Source organism: Psychroflexus sp. MBR-150 (assembly GCF_053628795.1).
On sequence record NZ_JBRJHB010000016.1, the window covers coordinates 26,007 to 42,740 of the forward strand.

The 16,734-nt window shown below is 35.0% G+C and carries 15 protein-coding genes; 8 read left to right on the forward strand and 7 right to left on the reverse strand.

Going from position 1 to position 16,734, the window contains the following annotated elements; all coding sequences use genetic code 11:
* Nucleotides 1–15 precede the first annotated feature (15 nt).
* From ACSSV5_RS09425 to ACSSV5_RS09440, 4 genes are all read left to right on the forward strand, one after another.
* Nucleotides 16–1,437, forward strand: coding sequence for a DUF6965 family protein (locus ACSSV5_RS09425; protein WP_454245671.1), 1,422 nt, complete (start codon nucleotides 16–18; stop codon nucleotides 1,435–1,437).
* 1 nt (nucleotide 1,438) lies between these two features.
* Nucleotides 1,439–2,038 carry a hypothetical protein gene (locus ACSSV5_RS09430; protein WP_454245672.1) on the forward strand — a complete coding sequence of 200 codons (600 nt, stop codon included), beginning with the start codon at nucleotides 1,439–1,441 and terminating at the stop codon, nucleotides 2,036–2,038.
* Between the two features lie 55 nt (nucleotides 2,039–2,093).
* On the forward strand, nucleotides 2,094–2,681 hold the full coding sequence (locus ACSSV5_RS09435; RefSeq protein WP_454245673.1) for a hypothetical protein: 588 nt from the start codon (nucleotides 2,094–2,096) through the stop codon (nucleotides 2,679–2,681).
* Between the two features lie 377 nt (nucleotides 2,682–3,058).
* Nucleotides 3,059–4,066, forward strand: a complete 1,008-nt coding sequence (locus ACSSV5_RS09440; RefSeq protein WP_454245674.1) for a type IV toxin-antitoxin system AbiEi family antitoxin — start codon at nucleotides 3,059–3,061, stop codon at nucleotides 4,064–4,066.
* Nucleotides 4,067–4,300: 234 nt separating this feature from the next.
* On the opposite strand, the gene ACSSV5_RS09445 is transcribed toward ACSSV5_RS09440, so the two are convergent.
* The 4 genes from ACSSV5_RS09445 to ACSSV5_RS09460 form a co-directional block, all read right to left on the reverse strand.
* The gene (locus ACSSV5_RS09445; protein WP_454245675.1) at nucleotides 4,301–6,733 is read right to left on the reverse strand and encodes a glycoside hydrolase family 3 N-terminal domain-containing protein; all 2,433 of its coding nucleotides are present in this window, start codon (nucleotides 6,731–6,733) and stop codon (nucleotides 4,301–4,303) included.
* 2 nt (nucleotides 6,734–6,735) lie between these two features.
* Nucleotides 6,736–7,686, reverse strand: coding sequence for a phosphoribosylaminoimidazolesuccinocarboxamide synthase (locus ACSSV5_RS09450; RefSeq protein WP_454245676.1), 951 nt, complete (start codon nucleotides 7,684–7,686; stop codon nucleotides 6,736–6,738).
* A 13-nt stretch (nucleotides 7,687–7,699) separates the two neighbouring features.
* Nucleotides 7,700–8,653: a PhoH family protein gene (locus ACSSV5_RS09455; protein ID WP_454245677.1), complete on the reverse strand. Its 954-nt coding sequence runs from the start codon at nucleotides 8,651–8,653 to the stop codon at nucleotides 7,700–7,702.
* 168 nt (nucleotides 8,654–8,821) lie between these two features.
* Nucleotides 8,822–10,237, reverse strand: a complete 1,416-nt coding sequence (locus ACSSV5_RS09460; RefSeq protein WP_454245678.1) for a trypsin-like peptidase domain-containing protein — start codon at nucleotides 10,235–10,237, stop codon at nucleotides 8,822–8,824.
* A gap of 122 nt (nucleotides 10,238–10,359) precedes the next feature.
* Between ACSSV5_RS09460 and dapF the strand changes: the two genes are divergently transcribed.
* The 3 genes from dapF to mltG are packed head-to-tail and all read left to right on the forward strand — an operon-like array spanning nucleotide 10,360 to nucleotide 12,693.
* Nucleotides 10,360–11,142 (forward strand): diaminopimelate epimerase, encoded by a 783-nt coding sequence (dapF, locus tag ACSSV5_RS09465; protein WP_454245679.1) that lies wholly within the window; start codon nucleotides 10,360–10,362, stop codon nucleotides 11,140–11,142.
* Nucleotides 11,136–11,666 (forward strand): GNAT family N-acetyltransferase, encoded by a 531-nt coding sequence (locus ACSSV5_RS09470; protein ID WP_211066717.1) that lies wholly within the window; start codon nucleotides 11,136–11,138, stop codon nucleotides 11,664–11,666. Before dapF ends, ACSSV5_RS09470 begins: the two co-directional genes overlap by 7 nt.
* Nucleotides 11,656–12,693, forward strand: a complete 1,038-nt coding sequence (mltG, locus tag ACSSV5_RS09475; protein ID WP_211066718.1) for an endolytic transglycosylase MltG — start codon at nucleotides 11,656–11,658, stop codon at nucleotides 12,691–12,693. The genes ACSSV5_RS09470 and mltG overlap by 11 nt, the downstream gene beginning before the upstream one ends.
* A gap of 55 nt (nucleotides 12,694–12,748) precedes the next feature.
* On the opposite strand, the gene ACSSV5_RS09480 is transcribed toward mltG, so the two are convergent.
* Entirely contained in the window at nucleotides 12,749–13,744 is a 996-nt protein-coding gene (locus tag ACSSV5_RS09480; protein ID WP_454245680.1) for a glycosyltransferase family 2 protein, read from the reverse strand.
* Between the two features lie 3 nt (nucleotides 13,745–13,747).
* On the reverse strand, nucleotides 13,748–14,191 hold the full coding sequence (locus tag ACSSV5_RS09485; protein WP_211066720.1) for a type I restriction enzyme HsdR N-terminal domain-containing protein: 444 nt from the start codon (nucleotides 14,189–14,191) through the stop codon (nucleotides 13,748–13,750).
* A gap of 43 nt (nucleotides 14,192–14,234) precedes the next feature.
* Here ACSSV5_RS09485 and holA point away from each other — a divergent pair, with 43 nt between their 5' ends.
* A complete protein-coding gene (gene holA, locus ACSSV5_RS09490; RefSeq protein ID WP_454245681.1) occupies nucleotides 14,235–15,242 on the forward strand; it encodes a DNA polymerase III subunit delta in 1,008 nt (335 codons plus the stop codon).
* 349 nt (nucleotides 15,243–15,591) lie between these two features.
* Here the strand turns inward: holA and ACSSV5_RS09495 are convergent, their stop codons facing one another.
* The gene (locus tag ACSSV5_RS09495) at nucleotides 15,592–16,545 is read right to left on the reverse strand and encodes a Fic family protein (protein ID WP_454245682.1); all 954 of its coding nucleotides are present in this window, start codon (nucleotides 16,543–16,545) and stop codon (nucleotides 15,592–15,594) included.
* Between the last annotated feature and the right edge of the window lie 189 nt (nucleotides 16,546–16,734).

A 16,734-nucleotide genomic window follows, 5' to 3' on the forward strand; every position in this document is an offset into this window, starting at 1 on the left:
TTAAACCGTAAACCGATGAATACAGAACACCGTTACATATTTGAAAAAGGAAGTAAAAAGCACGGTTGCCCGAATTGTGATAAAAAACGATTTGTAAGGTACATTGATACCCAAACAGGCGAATACTTGCCCGAACAGTACGGACGTTGCGACCGTGAAAGCAAATGCGGTTATTTTCTTAACCCATACAAAGACGGTTACGCTAAGGCTATTTGGGAGCAGGAACAAGGCAATAAAACAGACTGGAAGCCACAGCAACCAAAACGAATAAAGAAGCCCGTAAACAAGCCCAAAAGGGCGTTTATTCCCGTTGAGGTATTCAACCGTACCCGTGCAGGATATGAACAGAATACATTTATTCAAACACTTTTACAGCGTGTTCCTTTTCCTTTTGAAGTGCAGGACATTGAAAAGGTTATTTCATTGTATCATTTAGGTACGGTACAAAATGGCTACCGTAAAGGGGCAAATACCTTTCCTTTTATTGACATTCAAAACAAGGTAAGGGCTATTCAGGTAAAGCAGTTTGACGAACAGAACCACACCACAGGCACGGACTTTTTACACTCTATTATTGAAAAGCACCACACCCGAAACAATAAGCCGTTGCCCGAATGGTTAGAAGCCTACAATAAGAACGAAACAAAGGTTTCCTGTTTGTTTGGCGAACACCTTTTAAGTAAATACCCATACAACCCCGTTGCGTTGGTTGAAGCCCCTAAAACGGCTATTTATGGCACGTTGTATTTTGGTTTCCCTGAACAGCCTACAAACTTACTTTGGTTGGCAGTTTACAATTTAAGTAGTTTAAACCTCAAAAAGTGCAAAGCCCTGAAAGGTAGGAATGTTTTTTTGTTTCCCGACCTATCAAAAGACGGTAAAGCCTTTGAGTTATGGAGCAATAAGGCAGCCGAAATACAAAAGCGTTTACAGGGTACATACTTTCAGGTTTCGGACTTATTGGAACAGTTAGCACCACAGCAGGACAAAGAGCAAGGCAAAGACATTGCAGACTATCTTATAAAACAGGATTGGCGACTATTCAGAAAGCAGGACATAAAAGAAACACCACAGCCCGAACCTGAACCAGTTGAAACCTCAACCCGTGAAAAACGTGAAAAACGTGAAGCCCCAAAAAAAACTTTTTTTTCGCAGCCTGAACCCTTACCCAAAGTTGAGGCATTCCAACCTGAACCAATAAGAGAACAGCCCGAAAACTGGGGCAATGATATTGCAGAACTTGAAAACTACTTTGCAAGTATTGAACTACCAACCCAACCCGTAAAGCTGAACAGGTGCAGCACAATAACGGATTGTTCCCTATTCATTGAAAGCCACTTTGCCACCGTGAAAGCGAACAACGGCAAACGAACTTTTTTACCATACCTGAACCGATTACAGGAATTGAAACAAGTATTAACCATAAATTCAAATTGATATGAACACAAAAGAAGTACAGGCACTTGAAAGCTACTTTAAAACAGAAAACGAACATTGGAACGGTTACGCCTTAAAAACCATTCGTAAAGCATTAGAAAAACAACTATTCAGCGACTTTAATAAACTTATGCAGTTGTATGAAAAGAGTATAAATATTGCAAGTGAAAGCCACAGGGAAAAGCCCTTTGAGGGTTTGCAGTTGATTATTTCAGAATATGACAAAAACGAATTAACCACCGAACAGAAAGTTTATTTACTGGAAGGCGTTTTTGAGTATTTGGATTGTACAGATTTTGACGGTTGGTATTCAAACGAAATTCAAGACTTAATGAAAAGTCAAATTGCGGTTTACAACAATGAGTTGAAAAACAAACTACCTGAATACAATAAACCATTGACGGGAAACATACGGGACACCCTTAAAGACTTAATGCAAAAAGAACTTGAACAGTTACCCGAAACACTCAAAGACCTTGACCCCGTGCAACGGCTGAACATACTTTGTAAACTTATGCCGTATGTATTACCCAAAACAGAAAGCGTAAAACACAATTTTGGCGAACCAGACGAATTTAAAATAAAGCGTTGGCACGATTAACTGTTTTATTAAAGTTCCTTAATTATTTAGGTTTCATTTTCAAAATTAATTTCAAATGCCAAAAATTTCAACATTTCCAACCTTATACAATGAAGCGTTACAAATATCTATTTCAAAGTTGAAAGGTTGGGGCTACCTTGACCCCGAACAGATTAAAAGCGGTACACTCAACTGGAGCAGAAACGGAAACCCAACAGGGAGTATTTCTATTTATGTAAACACTCACAGCGAACGCCCATACATTGAACTGGATTACAAATACAGAGATGAACCCCGAAACTACAAAGTAAGTTTAGTTTCTATGCCGTCCAATTTAGGTAAGGGGCTTATTTGGTATTTCCTTTGCCCTCAAACAAACAAGCGTTGCCGTAAACTGTATTCAATAGGCGGTTACTTTTTACACCGTGAAGCCTTTAACGGTTGTATGTACGAAACACAAACCCAAAGTAAGAAGTACAGGCAACTGGATAAAACATTAGTGGCGTATTTCAGAACAGATGACCTTTACAGCCAACTTTACCAAAAGCACTTTAAAAAGACTTATGCAGGAAAGCCAACTAAAAAGTATTTGCGAATAATGGAACAAATACAGAAAGCTGAAAGCATACCATACGAAGAAATTGAAAGGGCAATGTTAAGTTGAAATATTAAACGGAAAGTTTCTTATTTTCTATTTTGTAAGTCTTCAATAAATAAACTTAAATTTGGCTTTGTTTTATGGTTATTGGTATTAATATGTACCCTATTTGTACCCCCAAAAACGTAAATAGCTGATAATCAATACTAATTACTTTTTGTATTGGGAAATAACACCAATTTAAACCCAAATTATACATTAGAGCATAATCCCTCCATAATAGCCGACCAAAACATAGCTTTGACGAGGGTTTGTGAATAATGACACTCTGACTTAGAAAAATTTTTATGCTGAATAATAAAGTTGAAATGTTAGTATTAAAAGAAACGTTCATTATATTTGTATGTTCATTGTCACTGAACGTTAATAAATAATGAACATATATGATGTATAAAAACAATGATTTTATTTATGAAGCAGTAGCAAACTTAGAAAGCCTCTCTGGTATATCAATAGATATTGAGACTTCGAGAGCTAAATATGATGCTATTTTAAAAATAAAAGATACACAGTTTATCGTTATGGCAAAATCAGTTATGCGAGCATCTAACCAAGGGTTTATACTGTCACAATTAGAAGATTTAAGAAATATAAGCAATAGACCAATAATCTTTATTGCCGACTACATCTCTAAAGAAGGAGCAAGCCAACTCAAGGAAAGAGGCTTTAATTATTTAGATACAGCTGGAAATGCTTTTATAAGAGAATATGATTTAATTATTTATGTAGGAGGTCAAAAAAGAACACTAAAACAACATACCAATCAGTCTAGAGCATTCCAAGAAGCAGGTATAAAAATTATTTTCCATCTTTTAAATAACCCACAAAATTTACAAAATTCATATAGAGAAATTGCCCAAAAAATTAATATCTCAATAGGTTCTGTTAGCAATGTATTAGCTGAACTTGAAGACTTAAATTTTTTAATTAAAACTAAGGATAAAAGAGTCCTAAAACACCAAAAAGAACTTTTAGAGCGATGGATAGTCGAGTTCAATACGGTTTTAAAGCCTCGCATCTTTAGAAGTAAAATGAAATTCATTGATACCAATGCCGAAAAAAAATGGAAAAATGCTTTAATCCATCAAAATTCAGGTGATATCCTTTGGAGTGGCGAACCAGCAGGTGCTTTATTAACTGAAAATTTAAAACCTCAAGAGTTTATAATCTACAGTAATTTAGAATTGCCAGAAATAGCTAAAACCCTAAAATTCATACCAGATAAAAACGGCAATGTAGAAATAAGACAAAAATTTTGGCCAAGCCATAAGTCTAATCAAAACATTGCACCCACACTATTAGTTTATTCCGATTTAATCAACAGTAAATATGGCAGAAATGTAGAAACAGCTAACCAAATATTTGACAATGAACTACAGCATATCCAGTAAAAAATTTAATCATCCACTATTAAAACCTATTTTACAAGAATTAACCGACTATTTCAAAGCATGGGGTATTTCCTTTTTTGTCATTGGGGCGACAGCTCGAGATTTTGGAAATTTTGAATTTCATTTAATGAAAAGTGACATTTTATGAGTTAGAAACGAAAAAACCGACCTACAAAAATTTTCCATTGAATAATTTGGGTTTAACTCAATAAAACCATTAGCATTTGACGCCATCTATGGTCTCAACACTTCAATCTCTTGTTTTGGAGTCATTACCTTATGAACTTCTTCAACAATAATGTCTTGATTTACCTTAAAGTTTTGCTCTAATTTGATATCTTCTGATGAGGCTCCAACTTTTAACACATAATCGCCAGCTTCAACAAGCCATGCAGAGTTGTCTTCATCAAAAGAAGCGAGGTCTTTAGCAGAAATGTCAAAGCTTAAGGTTTCAGATTGACCAGGTTCTAAAGATTTGGTTTTACCAAAAGCAACGAGTTCAGATTTGGGTTTTATCAGTTTGCCATTGGGTGCAGAAACATAAACTTGAACCACTTCTTTTCCGCTGACTTCACCTGTGTTTTTAATATTTACTGTTATTTTTAAATTATCTTTAAAATTGGTTTTATCTAATTTTAAATTGTCATATTCAAAGCTCGTGTAAGATTGACCATAGCCAAATTCGTAAGAAACGGGAACATCAAATGTTTGAAAATACCGATAACCTACAAAAATGTCCTCTTGATAAACCACTTCCCAAGGCTCACGCTTCATAAATGAAAATCCAGACTCATCTTGCTTATCATCAGCATCACCTTCTACAGCATAACCTGGAAAATAGTCTGAGGTTGAGGTGTCTTTGTAAAGTTTTGGAAACGTAGCTGCCAGTTTACCCGAAGGATTTGTTTTTCCACTTAATACATCAACAACTGCATCACCTGCTTCTTGACCAGGTAACCACGTACATAAAATAGCATCAGGAATGTTTTTCCAAGACGCTGTTTCTATTACGCCAGCAATATTCAAAATTACAATAGCTTTTTTGCCTTGAGCGTGAAAAGCTTCGCTGACATTTTTTATCATTGATTTTTCTATGTCTGTGAGGTAGAAATCACCAGCTTCAGCTTTTCGATCTTCACCTTCACCTGCATTTCTGCCAATAGTAATCAAAGCTATATCAGATTTTTTAGCCATTTTTTTAGCAACTGCTTTATCTAATTGCATTTCAGGAATAGGCAATTTGCCACCGAGTAAAGCTGTTAATTGATTTTCTGGTGGTGGTTGGTTTTTTTCGGTTTCTGTGATATAGTTTTGATAAATCTTTTTCAATTCATCATTCATATTATAATTGGCATTTTCCAGACCTTCTATCAGCGATACGGTATAGGCTTCATTGACATCGCCACTTCCTGTTCCGCCTGAAATAAAGTCATAAGAATTAGCACCAAATGCAGCAATATTTTGAATGGATTGATTTAAGGGTAAGGCTTTGTTTTTATTTTCAAGCAAAACCATACCTTCGGTTGCGGCTTGTCTAGCAACTTTGGCATGAGCTTTTAAGTCGGGTTGATTTGTAGGTTCATAACCTTTAAATCTAGGCGTTTTTTGCATAACGTCTAAAATTCGCTCTACATTTTTATCTAATTCACTTTCTTTTAAATCGCCTTTTTTAACGGCATTGACCACTTCGTCAATTTGTTCGGGTGAGCCAGGTTGAATCATATCATTGCCTGATTTGAGCTGAGCTACAATATCGCTTCCACCGCCCCAATCAGTCATGACGTAGCCATCAAAACCCCATTCGTCTCGTAAAATAGTAGTCAATAAGTCTTTATCTTCTGAAGTATATTTGCCATTGACTTTGTTGTAAGACGACATCACTGTCCAAGGTTTGGCTTCTTTCACGGCAATTTCAAAACCTCTTAAATACAATTCGCGCAAAGCCCGTTCTGAAAGTATAGTATTGACCGTTAATCTATTAGTTTCTTGGTTGTTGACAGCAAAATGCTTAATAGAAGTGCCAACGCCATTAGACTGGATGCCATTAATCATAGCCGAAGCTGTTTTACCTGACACTAATGGATCTTCAGAATAGTATTCAAAATTTCTGCCGTTTAAAGGATCACGTTGCAGATTAAGTGCTGGAGCTAACAAAACATCTGCACCGTATTCTAAAACTTCTTCGCCCATGGCATGTCCAACTTTGTTTACTAATTCTTTGTTCCAAGTCGATGCCAGTAAAGTGCCTATTGGAAATGCTGTGGCGTAAAACGTACCTTCCTGACCTTCTCGAGTTGGTAAAATCCTTAAACCCGCTGGACCATCTGCAAGGGTTTGACTGGTAATGCCATATTGAGGAAACTCGGCAGTTACACCAGCAGAACCTGGCAAATATTGACGAATTTTTTTGACCATTTTGCCATATTCTGAATTATAGTCAAGTCTATCCTTCAATTCTATAGGCAATTGTTTTAGAATAGAATCAGGTAATGGGAGATACATTCCTGTGCCAACCACTAATTGGGCTTTCTCTTTAACGTTCATTTTTTTGATGACATCAGACGAATTGAATTCAGCTTTGGCGTTTTTGTCTTTTGAATCGCAAGAAGTAAATGATTTACTTATAGCCATAATAAAGATTAAGATTAAAATTTGTTTGTAATTCATAATTACTGTTTTAAAAATTGATCAATTGTGTTTTTAATATCGCTTTCAATAGAATTGTAAGCTAAAGGTTCGAATTTTTGATTTGTGATTTTTTCATAAAGTTCAATATATCTATCGGTAACGTGCGTTATAAAATCATCAGGCAAATCGGGTATTTGCTGTCCTGTTTTGCCTTGAAAGCCTTGTTTCATTAGCCATTCACGGACAAACTCTTTGGAGAGTTGTTTTTGTTTTTCGCCCTTGTCTTGAAGCTCTTGATAGGTGTCAGCATAAAAATAACGCGACGAATCTGGCGTGTGAATTTCATCAATAACGACAATTTTGCCATCCGCAGTTTTACCAAATTCGTATTTTGTGTCAACAAGAAGCAAGCCACGAGATTTGGCAAGTGTTGTTCCCATTTCAAACAACTTGAGGCTGTATTCTTCTAATGTTTTATAGTCTTCTTGTCTGACAATATTTTGTTTTAGAATTTCTTCTTTTGAAATATCTTGATCGTGGTCGCCTTGCTCAGCTTTGGTGGTTGGCGTGATGATAGGTTGTTCAAACTGGTCGTGTTCTTTAAGACCGTCAGGCAATTTCACCCCGCAAAGCTCTCGTTTTCCTGCTTTGTATTCTCGATAAGCGTGACCCGTGAGATATTGCCTGACCACCATTTCAACTTTAAACGGTTCGCATTTATGACCAATACTGACGTTTGGATGTGGCGATGAGATGAGCCAATTGGGCACTTCGTGTTGGGTTTTGTCCAACATATAAGTGGCTAATTGATTTAAAATTTGACCTTTGTACGGAATACCTTGGGGCAAAACCACATCAAAAGCACTTAATCTATCAGTGGCGATAATGATGAGAATATCATCGTTTATAGTATAAACATTTCTAACCTTACCTTGATAATAATCGGTTTGGTTAGGAAATGTAAAATTGGTATGAGTTAAGCTTTTTAACATAAATTATGTATAGTTAATTTTGATTTTCTATTGATTTGTATGCAGCTATCACTTTTTTGACGAGCTTGTGACGAATGACATCTTTGTCGTCTAAATAAATGATGCCGACGCCTTTGACATCTTTTAGAATGAGCAAGGCTTCTTTAAGTCCTGAAATGATGCGTCTTGGTAAATCTACTTGACTTGTATCGCCAGTGATCATAAATTTGGCGTTTTTGCCCATTCTGGTCAGAAACATTTTCATCTGGGCGTGTGTGGTGTTTTGAGCTTCATCGAGAATCACAAAAGCGTGATCGAGAGTTCTACCGCGCATAAATGCCATTGGGGCAATTTGGATGATGCCTTTTTCGATATAGTTATCGAGTTTTTCTGGTGGAATCATATCGCGTAAAGCATCGTAAAGCGGTTGCATATACGGATCGAGTTTTTCTTTGAGGTCGCCTGGCAAGAAACCGAGGTTTTCGCCTGCTTCAACCGCAGGTCGGGTTAAGATAATGCGTCTGACTTGTTTTTGTTTTAAGGCTCTTACCGCCAAAGCAACGCCAGTGTAGGTTTTACCTGTTCCTGCAGGACCGATGGCAAACACCATATCGTTTTTGTTCATCAGTTCAACAAGTTTGCGTTGATTGGAAGTTTGTGCTTTGATATTGCGACCACCAACGCCGTGAACCAAAACTTCAGAAGCACTTTGTGGCGTGGTATAATCCGCAGAAGATTCGCTGGTTAAAATGCGTTCTATGCTGTTTTCATCAATCTTATTGTATTTTGTGAAGTGTTCTAAAATCATAGCAAAACGCTTGTCAAATTCTTCTAAGCGTTCTTCGTTGCCATAAACTTTTATTTTGTTACCACGAGCGACAATTTTAAGCTTAGGAAAGTAAGATTTGATGAGTTCGATGTTGGCGTTGTGATGTCCGAAAAACTCTTTAGGGCTGATGTCAGATAATTCAATAATAAGTTCGTTCAAAGAAAAAAAAGATTTAAGATTTTTTAACTATCCAAATTTAAACAAATAAAAATATAAATGGTTTAATTCTTTGTAAACTATTTATCAAAATGGATTTTTAAGACATAAAAAAACTTCCATAAAAATATATCATGGAAGTTTTTGAGTTACTGTTTATTTATTGTTTAACTACCTAAACACATAGGTTTTACTCTCGCCATTTGGTGCTGTAAACGTTAAAGACAAAGGCTTGTATGGGTCGCGATTATCTAAAATATCACGTAAGGCATTGATATCTTTCACGGGTTGGTCATCAACTTTGGTAATCAAAATCCCTATCAAATTATCAGCAATCATACTGTCATTGAGTAGCCTGTTGATTTTAACGCCATTTTTGACGCCAAAAGCTTTGAGCTCGTCATCAGTAGCATTGATAACTTCTACGCCAATTTCTTTAATTCTGTAGTATTCGTATTTTTCAAGAGTTACCGTTGTGGTTTTGATTTGACCATTTCTAATGTAAGTTACTAAAACGCGATCTCCAGGGTTTTTTGAGCTGATGTACCCACTTAAGTCTGAAAACTTTCTGATTTTGATATCGTCAAGTTTTATGATGACATCTTTTTCTTGAAGACCTGCTTTTTGAGCACCGCTTCCGTTGTCAACTTTAGCTACATAAAACCCTTGTGTTTGTTGTATATCATCAAACTGCTTGTAGTTTTCAGGCGTAATGTCAGTTCCTCTCACTCCGAGAATGGCTTTTTGAACATTGCCGTATTCTATTAAATCTTCAACTATTTTTTTGACATTGTTGGAAGGAATGGCAAATGAATAGCCAACATAACTTCCAGTTCTAGAAGTAATAGCCGTGTTGATTCCAATTAATTCGCCTTTAGCATTGACTAAAGCTCCACCGCTATTGCCTGGATTAACCGCAGCATCGGTTTGAATAAAGGATTGTATCATATTGTTAGATTCATCAAGGCTACGACCTTTTGCACTGATAATACCTGCCGTAACTGTGGAAGTTAAATTAAATGGATTGCCAACCGCCAAAACCCATTCGCCAAGATTGATATGATCTGAGTCTCCAAAAGAAATATAATCTAAATCTTGAGCATCAATTTTGAGCAGAGCGATATCACTATCTGGTGCACTGCCAATCACTTCAGCTTGATAGGTTTTATTATTGTTTAATGTGATTTCAACTTCACTTGCTCCTTTTATCACGTGATAGTTGGTTACGATATATCCATCTGGCGTGATGATAACACCCGAACCGATACCTCTTACTGCTTTTTTGGTTTCACCAGAACCTTGACCAAAATAATATTCAAAAAAACTTTGTGGACTGGAATAAGTTGAAACATTTTTGACGTTGACGACTTTATTTACAGTGCTATTAGCTGCTTCAGTGAAATTAAAATTCTCAGGCACTAAATTTGAATAATTGTAAGCAGCCGTCTGATGCACTTTGGGCTGGTCAAAGTTAATTACATTTTCTTCAGATTGTATCTGATGAGGTTCAATCAAAAATTGATAAGTTCCTAAGCTTATCATTCCACCTAAAATAGCGATACCGAGATAACTCATAAATTTCTTCATAATTCTATATTTTTTATATTCAAAATTAAATTTTTTAAAGACTAAACACCGTTAAGTTTAACGACATTTTAACCCGATTTCACTTGGTTAAAAATTGTATATTTGACATCCAATTTATAGTTATGACTCAACAATTACAATTTTATAAATACCAAGGCACAGGTAACGATTTTGTCATTATTGATAACCGCAAACAGGTTTTCAAAAACGATACCAAACTTGTTAAAAAATTATGCAATCGTAAATTTGGGATTGGAGCAGATGGATTAATTTGCTTAGAAAATTCTAATAAAGTTGATTTTAAAATGCTTTACTATAACGCCGACGGTCGCGAAAGCAGTATGTGTGGCAATGGTGGACGATGTATTGTTGCATTTGCAAAATACTTAGGCTTGATCAGTGAACAATGTACTTTTGAAGCTGTTGATGGTTTACATCAAGCCATAATTGATACTGAAAACCAAGTAGAGTTAAAAATGACAGATGTTCATAAAATTAACTATTTTGATAGCGATATTGTTTTAGATACAGGTTCGCCACATTATGTGTCATTTGTAGAAAACACAAAAAACATAGATGTTCCTAAAAAAGGAGCTGAAATCAGATATTCTAAAGCCTTTAAAACAGAAGGTATCAATGTAAATTTTGCACACTTAGTAGATAACAAACTCAATATCAGGACATACGAAAGAGGTGTTGAAGATGAAACCTTGTCATGTGGCACAGGCGTTACCGCAGTTGCGATAGCTGCTGCTTATCAAAATTTGGTTTCCACTAATACGGTTGATATTGAAACACTTGGAGGGAATTTAAAAGTCAAATTTGAAAAATCAACTTCAGGTTATAAAAATATTTGGTTAATCGGGCCTGTGGAAATGGTCTTTAAAGGAGAGATTGAATGTTGAGTTTTGGTGCTAAACATATATATCTTAGAGCTTTAGAAGCTGAAGATTTGTCATTTTTAGAACATATTGAAAACGATGAGAAGCTTTGGCATTTAAGCAACACCCAAACGCCATTTTCTAATGATATTTTAAAAAATTATTTAGACAATCGGCATCGCGATATTTTTGATGTCAAACAATTGCGACTGGTGATTTGCAAAAACGATAACAACCAACGTGTTGGTTTTATCGATATTTATGATTTTTCGCCACGACACAAACGTGCTGGCTTAGGGATTGTGGTAGAAGAATCTTTTCGGGGTCAAGGTTATGCCAAAGAAGCGATTAAAGCTGTTTTAAAATATGGGTTTGATCACTTAGACTTGCATCAATTTTTTGCCTACATTGAATTGAATAATATAGAAAGTATCAAACTTTTTGAATCTTGCGGTTTTGTGAAAACTGGCGAGCAAAAAGACTGGAATTTTCATCATAGTCAATTTCATTCTCAAGCCATTTATCAAAAAATAAAAGATGTACATTAAAAAAATCTTATTGTTTATAGCGGTTGTAGCGGTTTTGATTTTAGGCTATTTCAGCTTTATGATTTATCAAGCTGTTTTTTTGCCCAACACTTCTTTTGAGTCTCAATCGGCTTCGGTTTATATCTCAAAAAACGACAATTATGACAGTCTTATCAAAAGGTTAACCCCTTTGCTTAAAGACACCAAAAGTTTTGTCAATGTGGCGAAGCGAAAGCAATATCAACCTCAAGCGGGTCATTTTATTATAAAAAAAGATATGAACAACAATGATATTGTTAATGTGTTAAGAAGCCAAAATACACCGATAAATATTACTTTTAATAATGCGGAAAGCTTAGCCGAACTGAGTGGAATATTGGCATTACAGTTTGATGCCGATTCTTTAGAAATATATAAGGCCTTTAGTGATGACTCTTTTTTAAAAGCCAAAAAAATGACGACTCAACAGTCTCTATCACTTTATATACCAAATACTTATGAGTTTTATTGGAATGCTGAACCCAAAGATATTCAAAAACGTTTACTTCATCAATATGAAATATTTTGGAACTCAACTCGAGAAGAAAAACGAAAAGCTATAAATCTTAGCCGATTAGAAGTTTCCGTTTTGGCTTCTATCGTTCAAAAAGAAACGGCAAAAGTTGATGAACGACCAAAAGTGGCAGGCGTTTATATCAACAGACTTAAACGAGGTTTGAAACTACAAGCCGACCCAACAGTAATTTACGCCCTAAAACAAAAATATCAAAAGCCAGATACCATCATAAAAAGAGTATTGACCAAAGACTTGACAATCGATTCCCCTTTTAATACATATAAGTACGCCGGTTTACCACCAGCACCGTTAATCATGCCTGATATTTCTTCGATTGACGCAGTATTGAATTACGAAAAACACAATTATTTGTATTTTGTCGCCAGCACAACCAATCCAGGGTATCATATTTTTGCGAAAACTTTAAGTGAGCATAACAGAAATGCACAAAAATATCGTCGTTGGATAAATCAACAGCGGATATATAGATGATTTTTTTGATGTATTGTTAAGCACTTTAGTTTACTTGAGTTCAATTTAAGTAGATCTAATTTATATCATCAAAAATTTTTTTTCTCAGTATAAAATATTGAAAAACAATAGACCAAGTTGAGTGATACTTAAAAAAAATTAATGCTTTTTCACGCTTCTTGATGATTTTAAAACTGTTTTGATAAAACGATAAATGTGCTCTAAAAACCGCAAAAATGTGTTTGAATTGTCCTAAAAATAAAAATCTCACACAAGCTAAACCATCTAAAAGTAAACGCTTAAAAATGATAAAAACATACCACGGCGATGGTACATTTTTGGTGATATTAAATAAGGAGTTTCTGAAATTTAAAAATGTTTTTTGTGGATGAAAAGCACTTAATGTGCCACCGCCAAGATGATAGACACAAGATTGATGACAATACCATATTTTATAACCTGAATTGTGTATTCGCCAACACAAATCTATTTCTTCTTGATGGGCAAAATACATTTCATCAAAGGCTCCAATGTCCCAAAACACTTTACGTTTCACAATTAAACAGGCTCCGCTTGCCCATAATATTTCTGTATCTTTGTTGTATTGACCCTTGTCTTTTTCAAGTGTATTAAAAATTCTACCTCTACAATACGGATAGCCACAAATATCAAGAAAACCACCTGCAGCACCAGCATATTCAAAATAGTCTGGTTTGTTATAGTCAAGTATTTTTGGTTGAATTACCGCAACATCATTATGCGTATCAAAAGCAGCTATGATTGGTTTTAACCAGTTTTCGCATACCGATACATCATTGTTTAATAGAATATAAATATCTGCATCGACGTGCTTTAAACCTTGATTATATCCACCCGCATAACCTGCATTTGTTGAGTTTGAAATAATTTTTATTTTGGGATAATTGGCTTTTAGAAAAGATACAGAATCATCTGCAGAAGCATTGTCAATAACGTAAATTTGAGCTTCAGCAGAATGCTTAACTACACTGGGCAAAAACGTTTTAAGAAGCTCAAGACCATTCCAGTTCAATATGACAACAGCAATACTCAAGATTTAATCAAATTTTGGTAACTCTTGTAAAAAAATATAAGATTCATTTTTATAATCAAGTTGACAAAAGTAATGATTTAATCCATTAGTTAGCATCAAATACTGAGCATTTAAACTCAAGTTGTATCGTGCTATTTGGTCAAAAGTCTCTTGATTGATTTCAACTTCAGGTGATTTGCACTCTACTACCAATTGGATTTTGCCGTTTGGCTCAAAAACAACAATGTCATAGCGTTTTGACATATTGTTGATAACAACTTTCTTTTCTTCGTTCATCAAAGCTGTTGAACAGCCTTTTTCTTCAATTAAAAAATTCACACAATGTTGCCTCACCCATTCTTCTGGCGTAAGTACAATAAATTTTTTTCTCAAGACTGAAAAAATCCTAATTTTATCGTTGTATTTTTGAAACCTAAAATCGTATTTCGGAAAATTAAGATTTTGCATTCTTATATATTGTTTAAATTGCAAATTATTATAACTGGCTTTTATGGAAAACGCTGAAGCTTTACTCAAACGTCTTCAACAAAAAAAATACAAACCCATTTATGTGCTTGTAGGTGTTGATGAAACCTATTTTGTGGATTTAATATCTAATTATATCGAGCAAAATGTACTCCCTCAAGAGCAAAAAGCCTTTAATCAAACCATTTTGTACGGCAAAGATACGGATATTGAAGAATTAATCAATGCTGCTAAGCGTTATCCTATGATGGCTGACCACCAAGTCATAATAGTCAGAGAAGCTCAACAACTGAAAAATATTGAAAAACTAGAAGCTTATGTCAACAATCCTCAACTCTCAACTATATTAGTTTTGTGTTTTAAGCATAAAAAAGTTGATGGTAGAAAGAAAGTATTCAAAGACATTAAGAAAAAATATGAATTTTACCAAACAGGTAAGATCTATGAAAAACACATCATCAAATGGATGAATAGTAGTCTGAAAAAATCAGATTACAGCATTGAACCCAAAGCTTCTAAAATGTTGTTAGAATTTCTCGGTAACAATATTTCAAATATCAATAAAGAATTAGAAAAACTCAAACAGATACTTCCAAAATCAACAACAATAAAACCCGAGCATATTGAAGATAACGTTGGTATTAGCAAAGATTACAACAACTTTGAATTGATAAATGCTATAGGTATAAAAGATGAGTTTAAGGCTCAAAAAATCGCAAAATACTTTGCCCAAAATCCTAAAAATCATCCGCTCTTGCTAAGCTTAGGTTTGATGTTTAATTACTTTAATAAAATATTGACTTATCATGCTCTGAATAATAAAAGTGAATCAAATGCAGCTAGAGCATTAGGAGTTCCACCATATTTTGTGAAAGATTATATCTATGCATCTAAAAATTATAGTATGAAAGACACAACGCGAGCTATAGAACTAATAAGAGAAACCGATGCACAAAGCAAAGGAATCAATTCTGCACAAATTAGAGAAGAAGATTTGTTAAGAACTTTGCTCGTCAAAATAATGAGAGCTTGAACCTCTTTTTGTCTTAGCTTTTCGAGGTCTAATTTCTTTCTTTTTTACCGTTTTTGATCAGCGAGTTGACTGTTAGCATTTTGACCAGAGATAAATTATAAAACTTTAAATTGACCAAAATTTCAAGAGAAAAAGATTTAAAGCAAGGCAAAAAGTATAAGTGATAATGACGATTTAGAAAACCAAATCAACCAATTGGTTTACCAGCTTTATGATTTAACAAAAGACAAAATTGAAATCATAGAAAATGGATAAATCCACTCACAATCAAATATTTGCAAACCATAACCCACGGTTTAAACCGCGGGCTATGGAAAAGAAAGCAGGTTTTTGGCTTCAAAAACCTATATTATCTTTTTCGCTTTCGGTTGGTGCGATATTCCTCAATAGCTTCTTTGGTGGTGAACCAATTTCTGCCTTCTTTGTAGGCATCAATTTTGCCCTGTCGTGCCAAAAGACTGATGTATTCTTGACCATAAGGCAGGCTTTCTTCCTGAACCAGATTGGAAATTTCGGTGAAGCCCAAATCATTGTCAGGAAGTGAGCCGATATAGATATTCATGGTACGCTCTAAAGCCTGCAACATCAGTAAACTAAGCTTGTAATACTTGCCTTGATTGGCAGCGTTGAGTGCGGCGTAGTATTTTTGACGATCGTTACTCAAAATAATAGCTGGTGTGAACCCAACTTTGAGCAGGAGCAAATTCATAACCAAACGCACCGTACGACCATTGCCATCAAAAAAAGGGTGAATCCAAACAAACTTGTGATGAAAAACGGTTGCCAACTCAATATCGTTGAGCTGAAGCGGATTTTCTGTAACGAAGCTAATCAACTCATCGAGCAAATCTGGCACTTTACGTGCATTGGGTGGCACAAAATTGGCTCCAGAAATACGCACACCAGCATTGCGAAGTCTGCCAGCATAATCATCTTCTATACTTCTTAAAACATAGCGATGAATATCTAAGATGTCAGTAGCCTTGAGCTGATAATCTTTACGGACAAGCTTATATAGATACTGAAGTGCTGACTCATGATTTTTGGCTTCAAAATGCTCCCTGAGTGATTTGCCCTTGATGGTAATGCCTTCTTGCAAAATCATTTGGGTTTCACGCAAGGTAAGCGTATTGCCTTCGATATGATTGGAATTGTAAGTCCATTCTATAGCTAAAGCTTCTTTAATTTTTTGCAAAGCAATCTGTGGAAGCGGTCTTGCGTTGTGCAAAAGCACTTTTTTCTCATAAAGCCTGTCATAGGTGGCTTGTAGCTTGTCTCTATATGATAAATCTATCTTCCACATACCACAAATATACATTTTTATTATCGGTTAATAAAATTTTTAACACTATCCGATATTAAAAAATTGATTTTTGATTTAAAATCCCTTAAACTTCTGCTATACTAATAACTTACAGGGAAGAAATTGAAATCATAGAAAATGGATAAATCCATTCACAATCGAATATTTGCAAACCATAGCCCAAGATTT

Coding starts and splice junctions, on each gene's coding strand:
- ACSSV5_RS09440 (WP_454245674.1), top strand. CDS start 3,059: ATGATGTATAAAAACAATGATTTTATTTATGAAGCAGTAGCAAACTTA.
- ACSSV5_RS09495 (WP_454245682.1), bottom strand. CDS start 16,545: ATGTGGAAGATAGATTTATCATATAGAGACAAGCTACAAGCCACCTAT.
- ACSSV5_RS09460 (WP_454245678.1), bottom strand. CDS start 10,237: ATGAAGAAATTTATGAGTTATCTCGGTATCGCTATTTTAGGTGGAATG.
- ACSSV5_RS09435 (WP_454245673.1), top strand. CDS start 2,094: ATGCCAAAAATTTCAACATTTCCAACCTTATACAATGAAGCGTTACAA.
- mltG (WP_211066718.1), top strand. CDS start 11,656: ATGTACATTAAAAAAATCTTATTGTTTATAGCGGTTGTAGCGGTTTTG.
- ACSSV5_RS09430 (WP_454245672.1), top strand. CDS start 1,439: ATGAACACAAAAGAAGTACAGGCACTTGAAAGCTACTTTAAAACAGAA.
- ACSSV5_RS09445 (WP_454245675.1), bottom strand. CDS start 6,733: ATGAATTACAAACAAATTTTAATCTTAATCTTTATTATGGCTATAAGT.
- holA (WP_454245681.1), top strand. CDS start 14,235: ATGGAAAACGCTGAAGCTTTACTCAAACGTCTTCAACAAAAAAAATAC.
- ACSSV5_RS09450 (WP_454245676.1), bottom strand. CDS start 7,686: ATGTTAAAAAGCTTAACTCATACCAATTTTACATTTCCTAACCAAACC.
- dapF (WP_454245679.1), top strand. CDS start 10,360: ATGACTCAACAATTACAATTTTATAAATACCAAGGCACAGGTAACGAT.
- ACSSV5_RS09485 (WP_211066720.1), bottom strand. CDS start 14,191: ATGCAAAATCTTAATTTTCCGAAATACGATTTTAGGTTTCAAAAATAC.
- ACSSV5_RS09470 (WP_211066717.1), top strand. CDS start 11,136: ATGTTGAGTTTTGGTGCTAAACATATATATCTTAGAGCTTTAGAAGCT.
- ACSSV5_RS09425 (WP_454245671.1), top strand. CDS start 16: ATGAATACAGAACACCGTTACATATTTGAAAAAGGAAGTAAAAAGCAC.